General features: G+C 70.7%; 20 protein-coding genes. 6 read left to right on the top strand and 14 right to left on the bottom strand.

Annotated features, from left to right (window positions below; translation table 11 throughout):
* Positions 1–13: 13 nt before the first annotated feature.
* Positions 14–406 (bottom strand): VOC family protein, encoded by a 393-nt coding sequence (locus JQS43_RS03050; RefSeq protein ID WP_239677531.1) that lies wholly within the window; start codon positions 404–406, stop codon positions 14–16.
* Positions 407–437: 31 nt separating this feature from the next.
* A complete protein-coding gene (locus JQS43_RS03045; RefSeq protein WP_239677530.1) occupies positions 438–1,184 on the bottom strand; it encodes a class I SAM-dependent methyltransferase in 747 nt (248 codons plus the stop codon).
* A 263-nt stretch (positions 1,185–1,447) separates the two neighbouring features.
* Here JQS43_RS03045 and JQS43_RS03040 point away from each other — a divergent pair, with 263 nt between their 5' ends.
* The 4 genes from JQS43_RS03040 (at position 1,448) to JQS43_RS03025 (ending at position 5,948) form a co-directional block, all read left to right on the top strand.
* Positions 1,448–1,987 carry a glyoxalase superfamily protein gene (locus tag JQS43_RS03040; RefSeq protein WP_239677529.1) on the top strand — a complete coding sequence of 180 codons (540 nt, stop codon included), beginning with the start codon at positions 1,448–1,450 and terminating at the stop codon, positions 1,985–1,987.
* A 70-nt stretch (positions 1,988–2,057) separates the two neighbouring features.
* Complete coding sequence (locus JQS43_RS03035) at positions 2,058–4,433, top strand: TPM domain-containing protein (RefSeq protein ID WP_239677528.1); 2,376 nt, start codon at positions 2,058–2,060, stop codon at positions 4,431–4,433.
* 152 nt (positions 4,434–4,585) lie between these two features.
* Positions 4,586–5,299: a CHRD domain-containing protein gene (locus JQS43_RS03030; RefSeq protein WP_239677527.1), complete on the top strand. Its 714-nt coding sequence runs from the start codon at positions 4,586–4,588 to the stop codon at positions 5,297–5,299.
* The gene (locus JQS43_RS03025) at positions 5,286–5,948 is read left to right on the top strand and encodes a class F sortase (protein ID WP_239677526.1); all 663 of its coding nucleotides are present in this window, start codon (positions 5,286–5,288) and stop codon (positions 5,946–5,948) included. Before JQS43_RS03030 ends, JQS43_RS03025 begins: the two co-directional genes overlap by 14 nt.
* A 34-nt stretch (positions 5,949–5,982) precedes the next feature.
* On the opposite strand, the gene JQS43_RS03020 is transcribed toward JQS43_RS03025, so the two are convergent.
* The 8 genes from JQS43_RS03020 to JQS43_RS02985 all read right to left on the bottom strand — a co-directional run bounded on the left by JQS43_RS03020 (position 5,983) and on the right by JQS43_RS02985 (position 14,779).
* The gene (locus JQS43_RS03020; protein WP_239677525.1) at positions 5,983–6,543 is read right to left on the bottom strand and encodes a DnaJ domain-containing protein; all 561 of its coding nucleotides are present in this window, start codon (positions 6,541–6,543) and stop codon (positions 5,983–5,985) included.
* 49 nt (positions 6,544–6,592) lie between these two features.
* Positions 6,593–7,591, bottom strand: coding sequence for a LacI family DNA-binding transcriptional regulator (locus tag JQS43_RS03015; RefSeq protein ID WP_239677524.1), 999 nt, complete (start codon positions 7,589–7,591; stop codon positions 6,593–6,595).
* Positions 7,588–9,006 carry a GH1 family beta-glucosidase gene (locus JQS43_RS03010; protein ID WP_239677523.1) on the bottom strand — a complete coding sequence of 473 codons (1,419 nt, stop codon included), beginning with the start codon at positions 9,004–9,006 and terminating at the stop codon, positions 7,588–7,590. Before JQS43_RS03010 ends, JQS43_RS03015 begins: the two co-directional genes overlap by 4 nt.
* Positions 9,003–9,845 (bottom strand): carbohydrate ABC transporter permease, encoded by an 843-nt coding sequence (locus JQS43_RS03005; protein ID WP_239677522.1) that lies wholly within the window; start codon positions 9,843–9,845, stop codon positions 9,003–9,005. The genes JQS43_RS03010 and JQS43_RS03005 overlap by 4 nt, the downstream gene beginning before the upstream one ends.
* Positions 9,842–10,843: a carbohydrate ABC transporter permease gene (locus tag JQS43_RS03000; protein ID WP_338037152.1), complete on the bottom strand. Its 1,002-nt coding sequence runs from the start codon at positions 10,841–10,843 to the stop codon at positions 9,842–9,844. Before JQS43_RS03000 ends, JQS43_RS03005 begins: the two co-directional genes overlap by 4 nt.
* Positions 10,844–10,846: 3 nt before the next feature.
* On the bottom strand, positions 10,847–12,124 hold the full coding sequence (locus tag JQS43_RS02995) for an extracellular solute-binding protein (RefSeq protein WP_239677521.1): 1,278 nt from the start codon (positions 12,122–12,124) through the stop codon (positions 10,847–10,849).
* A 146-nt stretch (positions 12,125–12,270) separates the two neighbouring features.
* Positions 12,271–13,659 (bottom strand): glycoside hydrolase family 16 protein, encoded by a 1,389-nt coding sequence (locus tag JQS43_RS02990; protein WP_239677520.1) that lies wholly within the window; start codon positions 13,657–13,659, stop codon positions 12,271–12,273.
* A gap of 274 nt (positions 13,660–13,933) precedes the next feature.
* Positions 13,934–14,779, bottom strand: a complete 846-nt coding sequence (locus JQS43_RS02985) for a ComEA family DNA-binding protein (RefSeq protein ID WP_239677519.1) — start codon at positions 14,777–14,779, stop codon at positions 13,934–13,936.
* A 312-nt stretch (positions 14,780–15,091) separates the two neighbouring features.
* On the opposite strand from JQS43_RS02985, the gene JQS43_RS02980 reads away from it, so the two are divergent.
* Positions 15,092–16,030 carry an LD-carboxypeptidase gene (locus JQS43_RS02980; RefSeq protein WP_239677518.1) on the top strand — a complete coding sequence of 313 codons (939 nt, stop codon included), beginning with the start codon at positions 15,092–15,094 and terminating at the stop codon, positions 16,028–16,030.
* A 110-nt stretch (positions 16,031–16,140) separates the two neighbouring features.
* Here the strand turns inward: JQS43_RS02980 and JQS43_RS02975 are convergent, their stop codons facing one another.
* The gene (locus JQS43_RS02975; RefSeq protein ID WP_239677517.1) at positions 16,141–16,431 is read right to left on the bottom strand and encodes a DUF1540 domain-containing protein; all 291 of its coding nucleotides are present in this window, start codon (positions 16,429–16,431) and stop codon (positions 16,141–16,143) included.
* A 621-nt stretch (positions 16,432–17,052) separates the two neighbouring features.
* On the opposite strand from JQS43_RS02975, the gene JQS43_RS02970 reads away from it, so the two are divergent.
* Positions 17,053–17,898: a metallophosphoesterase family protein gene (locus JQS43_RS02970; RefSeq protein ID WP_239677516.1), complete on the top strand. Its 846-nt coding sequence runs from the start codon at positions 17,053–17,055 to the stop codon at positions 17,896–17,898.
* Here the strand turns inward: JQS43_RS02970 and JQS43_RS02965 are convergent.
* From JQS43_RS02965 to JQS43_RS02955, 3 genes are read right to left on the bottom strand one after another with little or no spacing between them, the layout of a single operon-like run.
* A complete protein-coding gene (locus JQS43_RS02965) occupies positions 17,855–19,558 on the bottom strand; it encodes an ABC transporter permease (RefSeq protein ID WP_239677515.1) in 1,704 nt (567 codons plus the stop codon). The two genes, JQS43_RS02970 and JQS43_RS02965, sit on opposite strands and share 44 nt — an antisense overlap.
* Before the next feature lies 1 nt (position 19,559).
* A complete protein-coding gene (locus JQS43_RS02960) occupies positions 19,560–20,621 on the bottom strand; it encodes an extracellular solute-binding protein (protein ID WP_239677514.1) in 1,062 nt (353 codons plus the stop codon).
* Between the two features lie 28 nt (positions 20,622–20,649).
* A complete protein-coding gene (locus JQS43_RS02955) occupies positions 20,650–21,678 on the bottom strand; it encodes an ABC transporter ATP-binding protein (RefSeq protein ID WP_239679289.1) in 1,029 nt (342 codons plus the stop codon).
* Between the last annotated feature and the right edge of the window lie 51 nt (positions 21,679–21,729).

Here is a 21,729-nt window from a genome sequence, read left to right as displayed (position 1 = left end):
CGATCTTGTTCGGTCACTCCTGGATGACGCAGAACTCGTTACCCTCCGGGTCCTGGAGAACGACGATGCCTTCCTCGGGCGACGGCGGCTCGAAACGCCTGGCTCCTAGCCCGAGTAAGCGTTCCGTCTCGGCTTCGAGCTCGGTGGTGGCCAGGTCGAGATGGACCCGGTTCTTCACTACCTTCGACTCCGGCACGGTCTGGAACCACAACCGGGGGCTGCCCGGCGGACCTTCGACCAGAACTGACGGATCGTCTACTGGATCGTCGATGCCCAGCGACCGGAGCCGCGCCAGCTCCTCATCGTCGTAGGGAGCCACGGCGTAGCCGGTCAGCGCCTGGGCCCAGAACCGGGCCAACGACGCCGCATGCTTGCTGTCGAAGACGACGTCACGAATACCAACCATGGGTCGGCCCTTCTCCTCATCGGTCCTACGCTTATCGACGTTGCACAGTCGCCGTGAAGCTGGTCGCGGTGTCGTTCGCGGGCGCACCGGATCCGTCGACGACGCTCGCCACCCGCAGGCCCGCTTCGGCGCACAGCGCCCGGAAGCCGACGACCGTGTGCCAGTGCAGGATCCACTCCCGTTCGGCGCACTCCAGCCCCACCGGGGTCTGCCGCTCGTACCGGGTGCGGGTCGTACGCGTGCGCGCCACCTCGTCGTACTCCTCGGAGACCGCGGTGTAGCGCAGCACCGCGCCATCGTCGCCCTCCGCCTCGCGCGCGACGCCGAGCTGATCGGTCGGGGTGGGCTCCGGGATCACCAGCGGCACCAGTGCGGAACCGCCGTCGACCAGATGTGTCCGCATCGCCCGCAGCGCCCGCAGCGAGCTGTCGTCGTCCGGAAGCAGATTGAAGGTGGGCCCGGCGAGGTAGATCGAACGGTACCGCCGCCCCAGCGACAGCTCCTCCATCCGCTGATGGTGCAGGGTCACCTCGAGGCCGAGCGCCGCCGCGTTGGCGCGACAGCGCCCGAGCATGTCGGCCGAGGAGTCCACCCCTGCCACGTCCAGGCCGCGACGGCGCATCGTCAACAACGGCTCGCCGTCGCCGCAGCCGATCTCCAGCGCCGGCTGTCCCGCTCTCGCGACGAACTCCGCATAGGGCTCCGGATCGAAATGCGCCGACTTCAACCTGGCGTACGCATCGACGACGATGCCGGTGTAGAACTCCGATGCCCGCATGCTGCGGGAGTCTATGGCGGGTCCGCCGTTACCGCGACGGCATTAGGCTCGGTCCGGCCGGGCAGCAACGGGGCTGCGCAGGGCTGGTTCAGCCGGCGACGGCTGAGGTAGTCTGAGCGTCGGCTGATGCGGCCTGCCGCTTGCACCCATTCGGGTTTGGTGAACGCATCCCGCACACCCGCCTGATCCCGCCCACTGATGGCGTCCGGCTCAGCAACGCAAGCACTGATCCATGAGCACGCCACATCGTGGAGGATCGACCCATGCGTACCTTCCGTGACGCTAAAGCCATGGCGAAGAGCCTGCGGCAATCTCTCGCGCGCCGGGGCGTGACCGTGTCCCACAGCGAGAGTCTGGAGCTGGTGGCCGACCAGTTCGGGTTCGACAACTGGAATGTTCTCGCCGCTCGGATAAGCTCCCCCGGCATCGCCCTCGAACCCGCCGTACCGATCCTGCGGATCTTCTCGGTCGAGCAGGCATGGGAGTTCTACCGGGAGTTCCTCGGCTTCACCGTGGACTGGGAGCACCGGTTCGCGCCGGACCTGCCGCTCTATGCGCAGGTGTCCCGGGCCGGCGCCACGCTCCACCTGAGCGAGCACCACGGCGACGCCAACCCTGGCTCGGCCGTGTTCATCTGGCTCACCGGGCTCGACGACCTCCACCGGGAGCTGCTCGACAAGCAGTACCCGTACGCCCGGCCGGGGATCGAGGAGTCGCCGTGGCAGGCGCGGACAATGTCGGTGATCGACCCGTTCGGCAACACGCTGCGGTTCAGCGAGCCCAGGACCCCCCGCGGGCGTTGACGGCGCCCGCGGCGCCCTTCGCCCACGCCGCGGACCGGGGCGGGTGGCCGAGGCTATCTACCATGTCGTCATGACAAAGTCGCGACGGCCGGCGCTCCGGTGGGGCGCAGTGGCGCTCGGATGGATCGCCCCCCTGCTCCTACTGTCCGGACCAGCGGCGGCCGCCCCGGAGACGGCGCAACGGCCCGCGGAGCCGGCGTCGGTCGGCCTGCCGGCGGTCGGGCCGGCGCCGGTCCAGGAGCGCCCCACCCGGCTCGCGGGCCTGCTCACCGACTCCGCCGACGTGCTCGGTGACCGCACCGACGAGACCGAGCGGGCGCTGGAGGACCTGCGCCGCGAGACCGGCCTGCAACTCCATGTCGTCTTCGTACGGACGTTCAGCGGCAACTCCGCCCAGGACTGGGCAGAGGAGACAGCGGTCCGCAGCGACCTCGGTGACCGCGACGCCCTGCTCGCGGTCGCCACCCGGGACCGGTCGTACGCGTACAACTTCTCGGCCGGCTATGAGCTGACCGATGCCCAGTTGGCGGAGGTCGCCCAGGTCGCGATCGAGCCGCCGCTCTTCGAGAACGACTGGGCCGGGGCGGTGCTGGGGGCCGTGAACGGCTACCGGGCGGCGCTGAACGACCGGCCGATCCCGGAGCCGGTGATCAGGCCCGGTCCGCCGGATGAACGTACCGCCGGTGAGGTGGTCCGCAGGGTCGCCTGGGTGGCGGTCCCGTTGCTGCTGCTCGCCGGTGCGATCGGGGGTCGGCTGTGGTGGCGGGCGGCGCGGCGGCGACGGGACGAGCAGGCCGCCGCCGAGCGGGATCGGGCCCAGACCGAGAAGCTCGCGAACCGCGCCAACGTGCTGCTCGTGGAGCTCGACAACGAGCTGCGCGGCAGCGAGCAGGAGCTGACGCTGGCGGTGGGCCAGTACGGCCCCGAGCCCACCGCCGGCTTCACCGAGGCGGTCCACTCGGCCCGCCAGGAGGTCGCCGAGGCGTTCCGGCTCCGGGCCAGCCTCGACGACGAAAGCCTCGACGAAACCGCCAAGCGGCAGCGACTGCAGGAGATCATCGACCGGTGCGAGGAGGCCGACCGGCGGCTCGACGCCGAGGCGGAGGCGTTCGACCAGCTGCGGCAGCTGGAGTCGCAGGTCGAACAGCTGGTGGCGGAGTGCCGGGACCGGCATACGGCATCGACGCAGCGGCTCGCGCCGGCTACGGAGTCGTTGACCCAGCTCCAGTCCCGGTACGAGGCGGAGATGCTCGCCCCGGTCGCCGACAACCCGGCGACCGCTACCGAGCGGCTCGACTTCGTCGCCGAACGCATCGCCGAAGCCGATGAGGCGATCCAGCAGGACATCCGCGCACAGGCGGTGCTGGCGGTACGGGCCGGGCAGGAGGCGCTCGGGCAGGTGGAGACGCTGCTCGACGAGGTGGAGCAGGTCGGCCCGGACCTGGCCACCACGAGCCGGGCGGTCGATGCGCTGCTGATCGAGCTGGACGACGAGATCGTCCAGGGTCGGGAGATCCTGGCGCGGGCGGCCCGGCCCGCCGCCGAGGCCACCGCCGGATCCACCGCCGGATCCGCCGCCGGGGGCACGACGGCCGGCGCCACGACGTCCGGCGCCACGACGTCCGGCGCCACGACGTCCGGCGCCACGACGGCCGGCGCCACGACCGCGGCGCGGACCTCGGACGCGATCGAAGCCGCCGCGCTGACCGCCGCGGTGGAGCAGGCGGAGCGGGTGGTCGCCGAGGTACGCGCCGAGCTGGCCCGACCGGTCACCGACCCGCCCGCGGCGCTGCGGCGACTCGAGGAGGCCGACGACGCGCTCGACGACGCGCTCGCCGCTTCGCTGGAGACCGAGAAGCGGGTCGCGCACGCGCGGTCGTTGTTGGACTCGGCGCTCGCGGTGGCGGGCAGCGAGCTCCGCTCGGCGAACGAGTACGTCGCGGCCCGCCCCTCGGCGGTGCGCACAAACGCGCGGACCTCGCTGGCCGAAGCGTCCCGGCAACACGAATGGGCACAGCGCAACGCCGCCGATGATCCGGTGGCTGCGCTCGCCGCCGCCCATGAGGCCCGCCGGTTGGCGAACACCTCGAAGCTGCGGGCCCGCGCCGACGTCAACGCCTGGCGGTCCCGCGCCGGTTACGGCCACGGGTTCACCGACTCGGACCGCCACGAGGAGGGGTTCTGGAGCGGGCTGTTCAGCAGCCTGCTGGGTGACTCGGGCTACCACGACCGCCGGAGCAGTTGGGGCGGCGGCTACCACAGCGGCTGGGGCGGCGGTTTCGGCGGCAGCAGCAGCCGCAGCCGGCGCACCGGTGGTGGTGGCTCCAGCCGGCGCAGCGGTGGTGGCTCCAGCCGGCGCAGCGGTGGCGGCGGTGGTGGCCGGCGCAGCGGCGGCTCCGGCAGGCGCAGCGGCGGTGGCCGGCGGGGCGGTGGCCGGCGCTTCTGAACCCACCTCCGGCCGCGTGACGACCGGCCCCCAGAGAAAGTCTCCGAACCGCACCCATCCTTCTCCGGCCCGCCTCCGAATCCTTCGGTAGGTCGGCCGAGCAGTCAGGAAGCTTCGCCGGCTGGTCACCGAGGCTATCTGGAGGGGGAACGATGAGAGTAGCGGCCAAGCTGCTCACCGGGACTGCGGTAGCGGCCGTGGCGCTGCCGTTCAGCGGTGGTAGCGCTGCCTACGCCGACGAAGAGGTCGCCGAGCCGGCGGAGTTCACCAGTATGTTTACTGTGGATGCCACCCCCGGCGAGGTCGTCGGCGACGACGGGGAGGGGCTCGGCGAACCCGGCGCCTCCGGGCGGTTCGATCTCCGGATCAACAGCGATCAGGAGATCATCTGCTGGGACATCGTCCTGGACGGCGTCAACCCGCCGTTCGAGAGCCCGGCCCGCACCGCTACCCACGTCCACGACGCGCCGGCTGGCGAACCGGGGCCGCCCCGGTTGGCCTTCCCCGATCCACAAGCAGACGACGATGGGCTGCTGCGCAGCTCCGGCTGCATGGAAGGGCCCTTCACCACCGGCGTGGCGGACGACGACGGCGCCGACACCGGCGACGGATTCACGCTGTCGGAGATCGAAGACGATCCGAGCCGGTTCAGCGCCGACACCCACACCTCGGACTTCCTCGATGGCGCGGTACGCGGGCAGCTGAACCAGGTGCCGCACGGCGGTATGGACACCGGGTTGGGTGGCGGGACCGCCCAGCAGACTCCGGCCCAGATCGGTGGTGTGCTCGCCGCGACCACGGGCGCCGCCGCGCTCACCGTCCTCGCGGTCGGGGTGTTCCTGTCTCGTCGCCGTGCCCACCACTAGCCGCGCACAGTGCGCTCCCACCCGCTCACGCCGGTGGGAGCGCATACTCGCCCCGTCGCTACTCGGGCTGCTGCTCCTCGCGGGCGGCTGTGCCGCTGACGAAACGGCGGAACCCGGCGGTTCCCAGCCGCACGTTCCGCAGCAGAGTCAGCACGCGACGGGGGATCCGGGGGCGGGTCGGGCCGGGTCGGCGCTGTCACCAGCGCCGACTCGGCTCCGGATCCCCCCGCTCGGGGTCGAGTCGGAGCTGCTCCACCTCGGGGTACGCCCGGACGGCACCGCCGAGGTACCTGCCGACCCGGCTCTCGCCTCCTGGTATCGGGAGGGAGGGCGGCCGGAAGATCCACTCCCTACCGTCCTGCTGGGCCATGTCGATTCGGTCGATGGACCCGGTGTCTTCGGCCGGCTGCCCGAACTGAACGACGGTGACCGGATCGAAGTCATCGATGAGCAGGGAATCGTGCACGCGTACGCGGTCACGGGGATCCAGGTCCATCCGAAGGATTCCTTCCCCACCTTCGAGGTGTTCGGCTCGGTGGGGCGGGACGCGCTGCGCCTCGTGACCTGCACCGGCGACTTCGATCCGGACGAGAGCAGCTACGACGACAACTTGATCGTCTTCGCCGATCGGGTCAGCCCGCCGCGATGATCGTCAGCCGGCGCCGCCCGCGACGGCTGCTGGCTCAGCTGACCATCACCCCGACCGTGATGGTGACGATCAGCACCACGGTCAACCCCCAGCCGATCGCGATGCCGACGAGCGCCAGGCCCGGCTCGGGCAGGCCGGCGCGGCGGGCGCGCCACCGGGCCACGTGGCCGAGCACCGCGCCGACCGGCGCCAGCAGGACCCCACAGAGCAGCAGCGGACCCGGTGCGCAGACCAGGACCGCCAGCGGGAGCAGGATCGAGACCGCACCGAGCGGGTTGCTACCCGACGGCCGCGGCGCTGCCGGCGTCTGCGGTGGGGCCGCCGGTGCGGCGGGCGGAGCCGGTGACGGCGGAGCCGCGGCCCCGCCCGGTGGGGCTCCACCGCTGGTCAGGCTGCGGTACGCCTCGTCGACGGCGCGGAACTCGGCCGCCGCCGCGTCCGGGTTGAGATCCGGATGGTGCTGGCGGGCGAGTCGCCGGTACGCGGCCCGGATCTGCTCCGCCGAAGCGTCCGGGGCCACTCCGAGCACCTGGTGCGGGTCGATCGCTTCCCCCTCGGTCGGCAGCGGCGCGACCGGAACGCGCCCTACCGTCAAGACGCCGCCGGGCGTGAGTTTGTGACACCCCGACCGGCGGCGCCGAGGGTCAGCCCGTCTCCCGGATCACCAACTCGGTGGGGAGCACCAGCGCCGGCTCGACCTCTTCGCCCGCCAGCAGCCGCAGCAGCTGGCCGGCGAGCGTCTGGCCGAGCCGTTCGATCGGCTGCCGGACCGTGCTCAGCGGCGGGTCGGTGTACCGGGCCATCTCGATGTCGTCGAAGCCGATCACCGCGACCTCCTCCGGCACCCGGCGGCCGGCCTCCCGCAGCGCCCGCAGCGCCCCGTGCGCCATCAGGTCGGAGGCGGCGAAGACCGCGTCGAGGCCAGGATCGTCGGCGAGCAGCTGCCGCATCGCCGCCTCACCGGATTCGCGGGTGAAGTCGCCGACCGCCACGATCGAGCGGCGGTCCGAGTCGGCGAGGATCTTCCGGTAGGCGTCGAGCCGGTCGACGCCGGCCACCATGTCCGGCGGTCCGGCGATGGTGCCGATCCGCCGGCGGCCGCTGTCCAGCAGGTGACGGACGGCGTGCGCCACACCACCGTTCTGGTCGACATCCACATAGGGCACCTCCGAGCGCCCCAGCGGCCGGCCGTTGCAGACCACCGGGATCCCGGTGCGGAGCAGCAGCTCGGGCAGCGGGTCGGCGCCGTGTACCGAGGCGAAGAGGACTCCGTCGACGTGCCCGCCGGTGGTGTAACGCTCAGCGCGGGTACGCGCGGCCGGGGACCCGACCAGCATGAGCACCAGCTGCTTGTCGGCGGCCTCCAGCGCCTGACTGACGCCGCGGATGATGCCGGGGAAGAACTGGTCGTCGGAGAAGACCCTGGTGGCGGTCTCGGGCAGGATCAGCGCGATCGAGTCGGTCCGTTGGGTGACCAGGCTGCGGGCGGCGTAGTTGGGGACGTACCCCAGCTCGGCGACGGCCCGGTTTACCTGTTCCCGGATCGGGGCGGCGACCCGGGTGGAGCCGTTGACCACCCGCGACACGGTGGCGCGGGAGACCCCGGCCCGCCGCGCGACCTGCTCCAGCGTGGGCCGGCTCACGACGGCTCGGGCAGGCCGCCGCGGGCGATCACGTCCCGGAACCACCCGGCACTGTCCTTCGCCACCCTCGCCTGGGTCTCATAGTCCACATAGATAAGACCGAACCGGCGCCGGTACCCCTCCGCCCACTCGAAATTGTCCAGCAACGACCACACCAGGTAACCCTGCACGTCCACCCCCGCGGCGATCGCCTGGTGCACCGCCCGCAGGTGGCCGTCGAGGTAGCGGATCCGCTCCGGGTCGTGGACCCGCTGCCCGTCCGGTTCCGGCCGGTCGTCGTAGGCGGCGCCGTTCTCCGTGATCCAGATCGGCACCGGCGGGTACTCGGCCCCCAGCCGCTGCAGCAAAGCGGTGAGGCTCGCCGGCTCCACCACCCAGTCCATCATGGTCACCGGACCGGGAGCGGGGACGAAGCGGACCCCGTCCGACCCTGGGTACGCGGCCGCGGCGGGCTCGCCCGGAGCGCCGGTCACCACCGCCGGGGCGTAGTAGTTGATGCCGAGCAGGTCCAGCGGGGCGGCGATGGTCTGCTCGTCGCCGTCGCGCAACCAGCTCGGCTCGCCGCCGGCCCGCCGGCTCGCCGCCAGCACGTCGGCCGGGTAGCCCCGCCCGAAGAGCGGATCCAGGTAGATCCGGTTCTGCAGGCCGTCGATCCGCCGGGCGGCGGCCTGGTCCGGCTCGGAGTCGGGGTCGAGCGGGCGGACCGCGGCCGGGTTCAGAGTGATCCCGACCGTGCCGGCGCCGCGGGCACGCAGCGCCGCGGTGGCTTCACCGTGGCCCAGTAGCAGGTGGTGGCTCGCGGCGAAGGCGGCGGCCGGCTCGGTCCGGCCGGGCGCATGGATGCCGGCGGCGTAGCCGAGGAACGCCGCGCACCAGGGCTCGTTCAGGGTGATCCAGGTGTCGACCCGGTCCCCCAGCCGGTCGTGGACGAGCGCCGCGTACTCGGCGAACCGGTAGGCGGTGTCGCGTACCGGCCAGCCGCCCTGGTCTTCCAGCGGCTGCGGCAGATCCCAGTGGTAGAGCGTGGCGACCGGGTCGACGCCGTGCCCGATCAGGGTGTCCACCAGCCGGTCGTAGAAGTCCAGCCCGGCCGGGTTGGCGCCGCGGCCATCGGGCTGGATCCGCGGCCAGGCGACCGAGAACCGGTAGGCCCGTAGCCCCAGCTCGGCCATGAGCGCCACGTCCTGCTCGTACCGGTGGTAGTGGTCGCAGGCGGCGTCGCCGGTGTCGCCGCCGGCGACCTTGCCCGGGGTGTGGCTGAAGGTGTCCCAGATCGACCGTCCGCGGCCATCGGCCGCGACCGCCCCCTCGATCTGGTACGCGGCGGTCGCCGCTCCCCAGACGAACCGGGCCGGGAACCTCGCCGCCACGGTCGGCTCTTCGGTGACCTGTCCGGCCGGTGTGCTGCTGCTCATCCCTTTACCGCCCCTTGCATGATGCCGCCGATGATGTGCCTGCCGAGCAGCCCGAAGACGACCAGCAGCGGCACAGTCGCCAGCAGGGTACCGGTCAATACTAGAGAAAAGTCGGTGACGTAGCCGCTGCGCAGATTCGACAGCGCGACCTGCACGGTGTAGTTGTCCGGTGACGACAGGACGACCAGTGGCCAGAAGTAGTCGTTCCAGGCGGTCAGGAAGGTGAGCATCCCGAGCACCGCCGCCGCCGGCCGGGCCACCGGCAGGACCACATGCCAGAAGAGCCGGTGGCTGGCCGCACCGTCGATCCGGCCGGCCTCCAGCAGTTCGGTCGGCAACGCCTCCCGCAGGTACTGGGTCATGAAGAAGACTCCGAACGCGTTGACCAGCGCCGGCACGATCACCGCCTGGAGTGAGTCGGTCCAGCCGAACCGGATCATCATCAGGTAGAGCGGCACGATCCCGAGCTGGGCCGGCACCATCATGGTCGCCACCACCAGCAGCAGCAGCGTGTTGCTGGCCCGGAACTTCAGCTTGGCGAAGGCGAACCCGGCCAGGGTGGAGAAGAGCACCACCGAGGCGGTGATGGTGGCGGAGACGATCAGCGAGTTGACCAGCGCGGCGCCGAACGGCACCGTCTCGAAGACGCGGCGGACGTTGTCGACCAGGTTCGCGCCGGGTAGCAGCGGCGGCGGCATCCGCCCCAGCGCCGAGTTGTCCTGTGAGGCGACGACCAGGCTGAAGTAGAGCGGGAAGCCGGAGAAGAACAGCACCGCCAGCAGCGTCAGGTACGCCAGCCGGGGCGGCCGGTACCGGCGGATGGTGGCGACCGTACTCATGCGCTGCTCCGGATCCGTCGTACCAGCAGGTAGTTGGCGGCGGCGACGACCACGATGATCCCGAACATCACCCAGGCGGTCGCCGAGGCGTACCCGAACTGGAAGCCGCGGTTGAAGCCGTGCTCGTACAGGTAGAGGGTGAGGGTCTGGAACTGCCGGGAGGAGCCGCCGGTGATGGTGTCCTGGCCGCCGCCGGCGAAGAGCTGGGGCTCGGCGAAGATCTGCAGGCCGTAGATGGTCGAGATGATGACCGTGAAGATGATGGTGGGCCGGATCATCGGGATGGTGATGCTGGTGAGCTGCCGCCACCACGAGGCACCATCCAGAGTGGCCGACTCGTAGAGGTCGCGCGGCACGGCCTGCATCGCGGCGAGGTAGATCAGCGCGTTGTAGCCGGTCCACTTCCAGGCGATCATGACCGCGATCGCGATGTGCGACGAGGCGGTGCCGGCCTGCCAGTCGATCCGGCCCACCCCGATCGACTCCAGCACCCAGTTGATGAGCCCGAAGTCGCGGCCGAAGAGCTGGCTGAAGATGACCGCGACCGCCACCACCGAGGCGACGTTCGGCAGCAGCATGCCGAGCCGGAAGAAGGTCTGGCCGCGGAGTCGCATCGTGAGCAGGTGCGCGATGATCAGCGCGAAGAACAGCTGCGGCACCGTGCCCAGGATCAGGATGGAGATGGTGTTCCGCAGCGCGTTCCAGAAGTACGCGTCGGTCAGCAGCTCCCGGTAGTTGGCGAGCCCCACGAAGGTCTGCTCGTCGGAGAGCAGGCTCCAGTCGTGGAGCGACACCCAGGCGGTGTAGCCGAGCGGAAAGAGCCCGAAGACCGCGAAGAGAATGAAGAACGGTGCGATGTAGAGATACGGCGTACCCTTGACGTCCCATCGGTAGCGCCGCTGCTGCCAGCTGGTGCCCTGCGGGCCCCGGTGCCGCCCGGGCGTGCCCGTGGAGGGCGCGCCCGGGGGCACCGTGGCCGCAGGTCGGGTGGTGGTCACGGCTCAGGCCAGCGACTCGACGTCGGAGAGGACCTGTGCCCAGGCCTCGGCCGGGCTCTGCGAACCGTCCTCGATCCGGCCCAGCCCCTGGCCGATCGTGGCCAGCACGTCACCCTGCAGCGGCCCCTGGTACTGCGGCTGCACCTGTTGGGCGGCGTCGGTGAAGATCTCACCGATGGGAGCGTCGTTGAAGTACTCCTTGGAGAACTCGGTCAGCGCCGGGTCGTCGTAGAGCTCCGGGGTGGAGGGGAAGTTGCCGGTCTCCTGGAAGACCCGCAGCTGCTGCTCGGGTTCGGTGAGCCACTCGATGAAGGCGTACGCCTCTTCCGGGTGGTCGCCCTGGGCGGGCAGGGTCAGGTGCGCGCCGCCCATGTTGCCGGCGCCGCCGGGTACCGCCGCGACGTCCCAGAGGCCGGCGGCGTCCGGGGCGTTGCCTTCGATGTACGCGGTCATCCAGGCGGGGCAGATGATGGTGGCGAACGTACCCTGGCCGAAGGCGGCGGTCCACTCTGGAGTCCATGCGGTGAGCCGGTTGGACATGCCGGCCTCGATCGCCTCCACGGTCGTCTCCCAGGCGTCGCTGACGACCGGGTTGTCCTCGACGAGCAGCGTGTTGTCGGTGTCGTAGACGCCGACCGGGGCCTGTTCGATCATCGCCCGGAACATGTTGCCGGCGCTCTCGAAGAAGTAGCTGTCGTCATCGGTGGCGGCCAGGTAGTCCTTGCCGGTCTCGACGTAGTCGCCCCAGGAGTCGATCCAGAGCGCCGAGACCTCGTCCCGGTCGGTGGGCAGGCCGGCCTCCTCGAACAGGTCGGTGCGGTAGCACATCGCCATGCCGCCGACGTCGGTGCCGAGACCGATCAACTCGGCGCCGTCCTGCGAGAGCGCCTGCTGCCACTTCCAGTCCAGCCAGCGGCCTTCCAGGTCACCCGCGCCGTGGTCGAGCAGGTTGTGGAACCGGTTGGGTACGGCGGTGAACTGGCTGATGAAGCCGACCTCGACCGCCTCGATGTCGGCGGCACCGGAGCCGGTCGCGAGCCGCTGGGTGAGGTTGGTGTGGTGGTCGGCGAACTCGGCGATCCGTTCTTCAATCTGGATGCCGGGGTTGTCCCGCTCATACTCCTCGTAGAGCGGACCGAAGCCGAAGTCGCCGAAGAGGCCGACGGTGAGCGTGATGTCGCCATCGGCGGCGTCGTCGCCCGAGCCGCAGCCAGCGGCCGCGGCGAGCAGGCCGGCCGCGAGTCCGGCGGCGACCAGCCGTCGGGTCCAGGTGGCGGGCATGTGGTCCTCCTTGCTGACGGGACGAGTGAGAGAGCGCTCTCTCAGCAGCCTGCGGACTGGAGCACGGTTCCGTCAAGCTACTGTTAAGAGAGTGTTATCAAGCTGTAACCAGTCGCCGAGAGCGCTCTCTCACGTGGCTCAGGTGGTCAGGGTCGGAAGTGGAACCAGTCCACGTTGACGAAGTCCGCCGGCTGGCCACTGGTGAACGTCAGGTAGACCGTCCGGGTGCCGGTCGCAGCGGCCACGTTGCCCGGGACCTCCTGCCAGCTGCTCCAACCACCGGTGTTAGCCACCGCGAAGCTCCCGATCGGTGGGCTGGTCGCGCTGTCCAGCCGGACCTCCACCAACCCGCTGACTCCGCCGGGCGCCCCGGAGGCGACCCGGGCGACGAAATCGGTCGGGGCGATAGCACCGAACTCCACGTTGTCGAACCGGACCCACGCGCCGTCACCGATCCCGCCGAGATGACCGCCCTCGACGGTCACCCCACTCGCCGCGTCGTAGCTCTCGGCCTGGATCGGCGCGTAAGCGTCCCGGGCGTCACCGGGCGGCGGGGTCGTCGGCGGGGTGGTCGGCGGAGTCGTGGGGGGCGTGCCGCCGTCGCCGCCCCGCGACCAGACCGCGACGTAGTCGACCAGCAACGGGTGACCAGGCTCGGTCGTCGCAGTGGGGGTGGTGAAGCCGGCGACCCCGTCCGGGAAGGCGCCGCCGATCGCCAGGTTCAGGATGATGAAGAACCCCTCGTGGCTGGTCATCTCGGCCCACGTGTCGGCGGGCAGCTGATCCTGCCGTACCTCGTGGTACTGCTGGCCGTTGATGTACCAACGAAGCTCGTTCGGGGTCACGCTGGTGTCCCAGTCGAAACTGAAGGTGTGGAAGTTGCCGGCGCACGGCGCCCCCGGGCAGGGCATGCCGTCGCCGAGGCCGTTGTGCTCGTCGCACGGGCCACCCGGCGCGACTCCGCAGTGGAGCACCCCCCACACGGTGTCCACCCCGTTGACGTTCTCCATCACGTCGAACTCACCGATGCCGGGCCAGTTCCACCAGTTGCCCCGGTACGGTGCCCCGAGCGCCCAGAACGCGGGCCAGTAGCCGAGGGCTGCCTCACCGGTGACGTCGGGGATCTGCAACCGGCTTTCGATCCGCATCACCCCGCCGTCCGGTGGGCGGAAATCCTGCCGGTGGGTCTCGATCCGGGCCGAGGTCCAGTCGCCGGCGCTGTCCCGCAGCGGGGTGATCCGCAGGTTGCCGGATCCGTCCAGGCTCACATTGGCCGGGTCGTCGGTGTGGTAGGCGATCTCGCCGGTGCCCCAGTTCGGAGGGCCACCCGGATAGCCATGCCCGATGTTGAACCGCCAGTTGTCGCTGGCGGGCAAAGTCCCCTCGGGCCCATCGAAGTCGTCGGCGAACTCAAGCGTCCACCCCGGCGGGGTGGGCGGCACGTCGGCGTGGGCGGCGGAAGTCAGCTGGGTGGCGCCTAGCAGGACCGCGCTGGCGGCGAACACCGCCAGGCCGGTCCGGAGGTACGGTCTCATGAGGTCAACCCTCTCGTCGACTGCCGAGAGCGCTCTCCGACACTCATCTCTGGCTCGCTGACAGGCGAGAGAGCGCTCTCACATTGATAACTACGATTTACCAGCTGGAAACAGAGTTGTCAATGCCTCGCCGCCGGCAGCCCTCGCCACCGCCCTCCCTTGATCAAGGTGAGCCACTGGCTGCCATCACCGCCAACCAGTCACTTTGATATTGCGAGGGCGCAGAAGAAGGGGCGGACCCGCAGCGCGGATCCGCCCCTTCGGGCCGGGCACCTCAGGCGGTGAACGCCACCCGCCGCCGGCGGGCTGCCAGGTACAAGCCCGCACCCGCCGCGAGCAGCACCCCGGCGCCGCTCGCGGCCATCCCGGTCACGTTGCCGGTCAGCGGCAGCGCGTCGGCGTCGGCGTCATCGCCGCTGCCACCGCTGCCGCTCTCGATGCCGCAGAGCGGCAGGTAGCCGCCGCCCCCGGCCACGAGTTCGGCGAGATTCGAGCCGTCGACGCTCAGCCCATTCACCCGGGCCAGGTCCTCGACCGAGGTGAACGGCCGGAGCTCCAGGATCTGCTGCGCCCGGGCCTCGCCGATGTGCTTCAGCAGCTGCAGCGTCTCCGCGTCGGCGGTGTTGACGTCGACGCAGTCGAGCTCCTCACCAGCGCCGGCATCGTCGCCCGCGTCCGCGTCGTCCTCGTCCTCGGTCGTCCCGCAGTCGACAGTGAAGCTCTGCCACGGCACGTACCATTCCTGCTCCGGCCCCCGCCGGACCACCGCCTCCACCAGCCGCTCGCCGCTCCCGGCCGGCAGGTCCACGCTCTCGGTGGTGGTCTGCCCAGCGGGCAGCGCCACCTGCTCGTACCGGTCGCCGAACACCTCGCCCGCGAGCGGACCCTGGCTGATCAGCGCATCCGACCACTCGTCGGACGTCCCGGCCGCACCGTCGATGCGGACATCTCCGAAGAAGTCGAAGTTCGTGGTGTTGACAAAGGTGACCGAGAGCGAGGCGCAGTCACCATCGATCTCAATCGACAGTGGCGTCTCCTCCGCCTGAGCCACCCCGGTAAGCGCGAGCGCGCCGCCGACCATCCCGGCCGCGGCCGTCGCGGCGAACTGCTTGATCCGCAAAAGGTTCTCCTCTGCTCGACGCCGGCACCCCGAGCCGGACGTTGCGAACGCGGCCCCGGGCACCCCCGCACGCCGCACCGGCCACCTCAGCCGGGCTCCGTGAGGTCTAACGGCCCTGGCGAGGCGGCGTAACGCCCGCTCCCCCACCGTGGCTACGCAATGGGAATGCGTGATCGATGTCGGCCTGTTTAGATCTCTGCCATGCCCCTTTACGTGGTCCAACCTCCGAAGGCCCGGCCCGGAGACCAGCTCGCGGTACTCTCGCCGTCATTCGCCGCGGCCGGTGCCTTCCCCCAGGTGCACGAGCAAGCGATGCGTCGACTCGCCGAGATCACTGGCCTGGTACCGGTCGAGTACCCGACGACGCGCCGGGTCGCAGCCACAGCGATGGCTCGCGCCGCAGACATCAACGCCGCCTTCGCCGACCCCCAGATCCGTGGCATCCTCGCGGTCATCGGCGGCGAGGACCAGATCACGGTTATCCCACATCTCGATCCGGAGCTTGTCCGCGCGGACCCCAAGCCCTTCCTGGGCACCAGCGACAACACCAACCTTCACAATTGGCTGTGGGGCAATGGGATCGCCAGCTTCTACGGCGGCTCGTCCCAGGTACATCTCGGTCCCGGCCCTGCCGTCGACGACGTTCACGCGCGCTCGCTCCGGGCAGCCCTGCTGACAGGGGAACGGCTTGAGGTCACAGATCCGGGTGAGTCCGAGGACGTCGGCGTCGACTGGGCGGACCCCCGCGCGCTGACGTCCTTCGGTGAACGCGAGGCGACCGAGCCGTGGAGCTGGTACGGCCCCACCCGATCGGTGACGGGTCCGACCTGGGGCGGCTGCCTTGAGGTTATTGAATGGATCATGACCGCCGGGCGGTTCCCGGCTGACCCGCAGGTCCTCGCCGGCGGTGTGCTCCTCCTCGAGACGTCTGAGGAACTCCTCCCCGCGCGAAACGCCGCCTGGATCGTCCGCTCCCTCGGCGAGCGGGGCATCCTCCGCGCGGTGGATGCGGTGCTCCTGGGCCGGCCGCCGGTTTCGGATTTCACACGCCGCCCACCTGCCCCAGAACGCGCCAGACTCCGCGCCGAGCAACGCGACGCGCTGGTGGATGTGGTGCTCCGTTACAACCCGGAGGCGGTCGTCTGCGCCGGTGTCCCCTTCGGCCACACCAGGCCACAATGGATACTCCCGCACGGCGGAAGCATCACCGTCAACGGGATCGAACAGCGAATCTTCGCCGATTACCGCTGACCGGGCATCGGTGTCGCGTCGCTAGCATCCCCGCCCACCCCCGCAGACGTGACGGGTCCGGTTTGCGCGACGTCAGGACGCCAGGCAGTCGCGGTGAGCGTAGCTGGGCGCTAGCGCGGGTCGAAGGTCTGACAGTCCGCCATGTCCTGGCCGGCCGCGACCCGGATCGAGGGCGCGCGACACTCCAGGTCAAGGTTGTGCCGGCAGTCGGCACGCTGGCAGGCGCCCACCCGACCCAGCATCTCGTCGACCCCACCCTTGGTGGGGGTCTCGATGAAGGTGGCGCACTGGGCCGACTCCCGGCCGATGGTGATCGCGGCGGCGTGACACCCGTTGTGGTTGTACCCGCATTGGGTGACCGTGCACTCGACAACCTGCGGCATCTCCAGCAACTCAGTCATGGTTGCCCCCTTCCGTTCTGATCAACGATAAGCCACAACCCCCGGAATAGGCCAGACAAACGCGCGGAAGAAAGCGCGGCGACTTCAGTAAGGAAAGCCTTACCGAATCGAATAACAAATTGAGGTACGCGAGAGGTGGGTACCCTGCCAAGGCTCTCGGCCCAACGCCGCTAGCTCGACTGACGCTGCCGGCCCGGCTCCGCGCCCGTAGCCAGGGGTAGACCTAAACTGTTGCGTCGACGACTGAGCTTAGCCTTACCAAAACGGGCGGGAGCGCCGGCTAGGGTCCCGTGTCGCCTTGCCCGGACCTGCGATCGACGAGACCGTCAAAAGATGGAACCAGAATTGGCGACACTGTACGCGGGTGGCCTCGAACACGACCGGTTGATTCGGTCACCACACGGGCGACTCGAGTATCTCCGGACCCAGGAGTTGCTAAGACGATGGTTGACCACACCCGGCGCCCCGGATCCTCGATGTCGGCGGCGGCACCGGAGTCCACGCCGCCTGGCTCGCCGCGGACGCTCACCGGGTCCAAATCGACGAGCTAGCCCAACATCGTTCATTTGCTGTTCATCTGAGCGCACCGGGCGTTCAGCTGCCAGCTCTAGCGTCACCGGTGTGGCCACCATCGTGCACGCGGCTGATCTGCACATCGATGGTGCGCTGCCGCCCCAGCCCGGGACCTACTCGCTGCCGGCCGCGGAGATCCGCGCGGCCATCCGCCGAGCGGTCGAGAAGCTGGTCGACCTGACCTTGACCGAAGCCGCCGACCTGCTGATCATCGCCGGCGACGTCTTCGACCGGCGGGCCGACAGCGGTTCGGCCGGCGAGTTCTTCGCCGCTCAAATGGGTCGCCTGCGCGAGGCGGCGGTGCCGGTGCTGGTGACCGCCGGCAACCACGACGTGGTGTGCCCGCTCGCCACCGGTTGGCCCAGCAACGTGCACTGGTTTCCCGCCGACGCCGCCACCAGCGTGATCTTCGACGACCTCGGGGTGGCGGTGCACGGCCAGAGCCTGGCCGACCCGACCGAGCCGGCCGATCTCGCCGCCGGCTACCCGGCTCCGATCCGTGGCTTCGCCAACCTGGGCATGCTGCACACCAGTTTGGACGGCAGCGCCAGTAAGAGCATCTGTGCGCCCACCTCGTTGGCCGGGCTCGCCGCCGCCGGCTACGACTACTGGGCGCTGGGCCACGTCCACGAACGACGGGTGATCACCCAGCCGACGTGGGCGGTCTTCCCCGGCATCCTGCAGGGCCGCTGCCCGGCCGAGCACGGCCCGAAAGGGGCGACGGTGCTCACTACGGTCGGCGACGCGGTGGTGGGGGTCGACCACCGGGAGGTGGCGGTGCTGCGGTGGGAACAGCTGCCACTGCCGGCGGCCGACGGCGTCGACGAGACTCTGACGCAGGTTTCCGCGGTCACCCGGGAACGCGCCGATCTGCCGGTCGTCCAGGTCGGTTGAGCCGGCTCCGCCACTGGTCCACCAACACCATCACCACCGTGGTGGTGAAGACCCCCACCACGGTCATCGCCATCGCCTCTGCCCGACGTCCCTGCTCGAACTGGCTGAGGATCCACGGTGACAACAGCTCGGTGCCCGGCGGCCGCAGCAGGCTCGACATCACCAGCTCCCGTACGCCGACGACGAACGCGAGCAACCACCCGGCGACGATGCCGGGTAGCAGCAACGGCAACAACACCCGCCGAGTGGTACGCCACGGCGAAGCACCCGCCACCGCCGCCGCCTCCAGGAGCCGGTCGCTGACCTGGAGCCGGACCGATTTGACGTTCTGCACCACCAGCGGCAGAAAGATCGCGGTGTAGGCGACGATCAGCATCAGGTCGGTGCGGTACGGCGTGACCGGCAGCCACGGTGCGTTCCACAGGAAGATGAACCCGAGCGCGAGCACGATCGTCGGCACCGTCTCCGGGGCCAGCGCCAGGAAGTCGACCGTGCCCCGGAGCCGCTGCCGGCGTCGTAGCGCCAGCAACGCCAGCACGGTCCCGAGCACCGTGGTCAGCCCGGCGGCGGTGAAGGCCAGTTGGGCGCTGGTCAACAGCGCCTGCCAGCCGCCGCTGCCCGGCGACAAGACCTGGGTGTAGTGCTCCAGCGTCAGGTTGCCGGGCCCAGCCGGGCGCGACCGCAGTCGGCTCAGCGAGCCGGAGATCACCGCGTAGTACGGGATCACCACCGTCACCGCGAGCACAGCTCCGATATAGAGCCAGGCGGCGGGCGCCGCCCAGCGGCCCAGGCGCACCATGGCCGGCCGGTTCGCCCGCACCGTCGCCACCCGGTCCTGGCGTCGTAACAGGAACCACTGCTGCAGCCCCCAGACGGTCATGCCGAGGCCAAGCAGCACGCTAGACAACGCGGCAGCGCGCGGAAAGTCCAACGGGTCGATGGTGATGTCCTGGTAGATCCGACTGACCAGCACGTGGAAGCCGATCTGGTTGCCGAGGGTGACCGGCGTGCCGAACTCCCCGGCGGCCCGGACGAAGACCACCAGCGCCCCGATCGAGTACCCGCCGGCCAGCAGCGGCAACAGAATCCGGGTGCCCCGCTGCCACCGGCTCGCGCCGTGCACCGCCGCCGCCTCGTCCATGCTCGCACCGAGCCGGGCGAGGTTGTTGCGTAGCAACAGATACAGGAACGGGTACACCTCCGACGCCATCACGATCGCCATTCCCAGCGGGGTGGCGAACACGGCCTGCATCGCCGCGCCCAGCGGGCCCAGCCACTGCTCAGCGGTGCCGCGGGGCCGGGTGAAGTCCATCCACGCCAGCGCGCTGACGTAGGGCGGGGTCATGAACGGCAGCATCACCACCACATCGAGCCAGCGGTGCCGCCGCAGCGAGGTCCACGCCATCAGGAACGCCAACGGGCCGGCGAAGACCGTGGCGACCGCGATCACCAGCACCCCGAGCAGGACGGTGTTCGCGACGGTCCGGATGTTCTCCGGCTCGGCCAAGGCGTCGAGCGCCCCCGGAGAGCCCTGGTGGCCGGCGACCGCTCGCCACAGCAGCATCGCCAGCGGCGCGGCCACCAGGACCCCGAGGGCCGCTAGCGCGCCGACGGCGGAGCCAGTGCCGGTGCCGCTCGGCCTGCGTCGGGTGGGACGCACCTCAGTCGAGGTAGCGGGCGACGAACTCGGCCAGCAGGTCACCGCCGCGCTCGCCGACCTCGTCGAAGCTGAACTCCAGCTGGGTCACCTCGTCGTAGCCGACCATGTCCGGCGCCACCGCGGTGTCGGCGCGGGCGGGCAGCAGCTTGTGGTCGACCGAGATCGCCTGCCCCTCGGGGGAGAGCATGAAGTCCACGAACGCCTGGGCCGCCGCCGGATTGCCGGCGCCCGCCGGGATGAACAGCGGCCGCGGCGAGACGGTGGTGCCGCTGTCCGGCGCTACCACCGCGAGCGGCTCGCCGCGCTCGACAGCGGCGTAGGCGAGGTAGTCGACGCCGCCGAGCACCGCCGCGTACGATCCGCTGACCACATTGTCCAACGCCGGACCGTTGGCACCGGCGACGTGCAGGCCGTTGTCGAACAGGTCGTCGAACAGCGCCCAGGTCTCGTCCTCGCCCCAGGCGATCACCATCGCGGCGATCAGATCCCGGGCGGTGCCGGACTCGCGCGGGTCCGGCATGGTCACCTGGCCCTGCCAGTCGCCGCTGGCGAGGTCGGCCCAGTCGGCCGGGGTGTGCGGGGCGACATCCGTGTTGACCACCAGGGTCAACGCCGACCCGTCGCGGCCGACGAACTCACCGCCGGGCGCCGCCCAGCCGTCGTGCACCTCGTCGAGGTGGTCGGTCTCCAGTGTGACCAGTCGCCCTTCGGCGGCGTACCGCGCCGCCGGCGACCAGGACGCGAGGTAGACCAGGTCGGCCTGCGGGTTGTCCCACTCGGCGTCGAGCCGGGCCACGAGCTGCCCGGACTGGTCGCCGTACTTCTCGACGGTGACGCCGGTGCGCTCCTCGAAGACCGCGATCAGGTCGTCGGTGGCGTCCTGCGGGTTCGCCGAGTAGAGCACCAGCGAGCCGGTGAGCTCGCCCGCCGGCTGCCAACCGTCGCCGTTGCCGGGCCCGGCGCCGGGGTCGGCGTCCGCGTCGACGCTGCAGGCGGTCGCCGTGGCCAGTAGGACGGCGGCGAGCGCGCTGCGGGTGGCCAGCGTGGTTCTGCGGATGGACACGATGTTTCCTCTCGTCGTTGCCAGGGGGTCAGGCGGCGGTGACGATCACGTCGTCGGGGGCCACGAACAGGTCGAGCTGGCTACCCGGCGCCGGGGCGGCCGGGTGGTAGGCGATCCACGGGGAGGAGGCGCTCTGGTCGTCGAGGACGCACCGCAGCTCATACCGCCCACCCAGGTACGCGTACCCGGCCACCCGGGCCGGGACCCGGATGTCGCCGGGCTGCCCGGCCAGCCGTACGTGTTCGGGCCGGACGCCACGGACAGTGCCGGCGGTGAGGCCGCCGTTGGGCGTGCCGCCGTCGGGTAACGGGTTGAACCGGCCGACGAACCGGGCGACGAAGTCGTCGGCCGGCGACCGGTACAGCACCTCCGGGCTGCTGCCCTGCCGGAGCCGCCCCTGCGACATCAGCAGGATCCGGTCGGACATCGACATCGCCTCCTCCTGGTCGTGGGTGACGTAGACAGTGGTCAGCGCCAGGCTGCGGGTCAGCTCGGCCAGCTCGGCGCGGAGTTCCTGCCGCAGCGCCGCGTCGAGCGCCGACAGCGGCTCGTCCATCAGCAGCAGCTCCGGTTCGGCCACCACCGCCCGCGCGAACGCCACCCGCTGCTGCTGGCCGCCGGATAGCTGGTGCGGGTAGCGGTGCGCCAGCGGCTCCAGCCGGACCCGGGCCAGCGCCGCCTGCGCTGCCTGCGTAGCCGATCGCCCGCCGCGGTCGCGCCTGCGCCGGACCCGCAGCGGAAAGGCGACGTTCTCCGCCACCGTCAGATGCGGCCACAGCGCTAGATCCTGGAAGACCATGCCGAGCCGCCGGCCGCGGGCCGGCACCGCGATCCCAGCCGCGGCGTCGAAGACCACCCGCTCCCCGAACGCGATCCGGCCCTGTTCCGGGGTCTCCAGGCCGGCCAGGCAGCGCAGCAGCGTGGATTTCCCGCAGCCGGACGGACCGAGCAGACTCACGAACTCGCCGTCGCCAATGGCGACGTCCAGCGGGTGCAGCGCAGCCACCCCGCCGTACGCCTTCGCCACCCCGGTTACCCGCACCTCCACGTGAGGCATGCTCACGACCGAAGGTGACCCACCCCTACCGAGTCGGTGAACACCACGTGT

Origin of the sequence: Natronosporangium hydrolyticum, from assembly GCF_016925615.1 — a bacterium.
In the GTDB taxonomy this organism is placed as follows: Bacteria; Actinomycetota; Actinomycetes; order Mycobacteriales; family Micromonosporaceae; genus Natronosporangium; species Natronosporangium hydrolyticum.
This window is presented reverse-complemented; position numbering and strand designations above follow the sequence as displayed.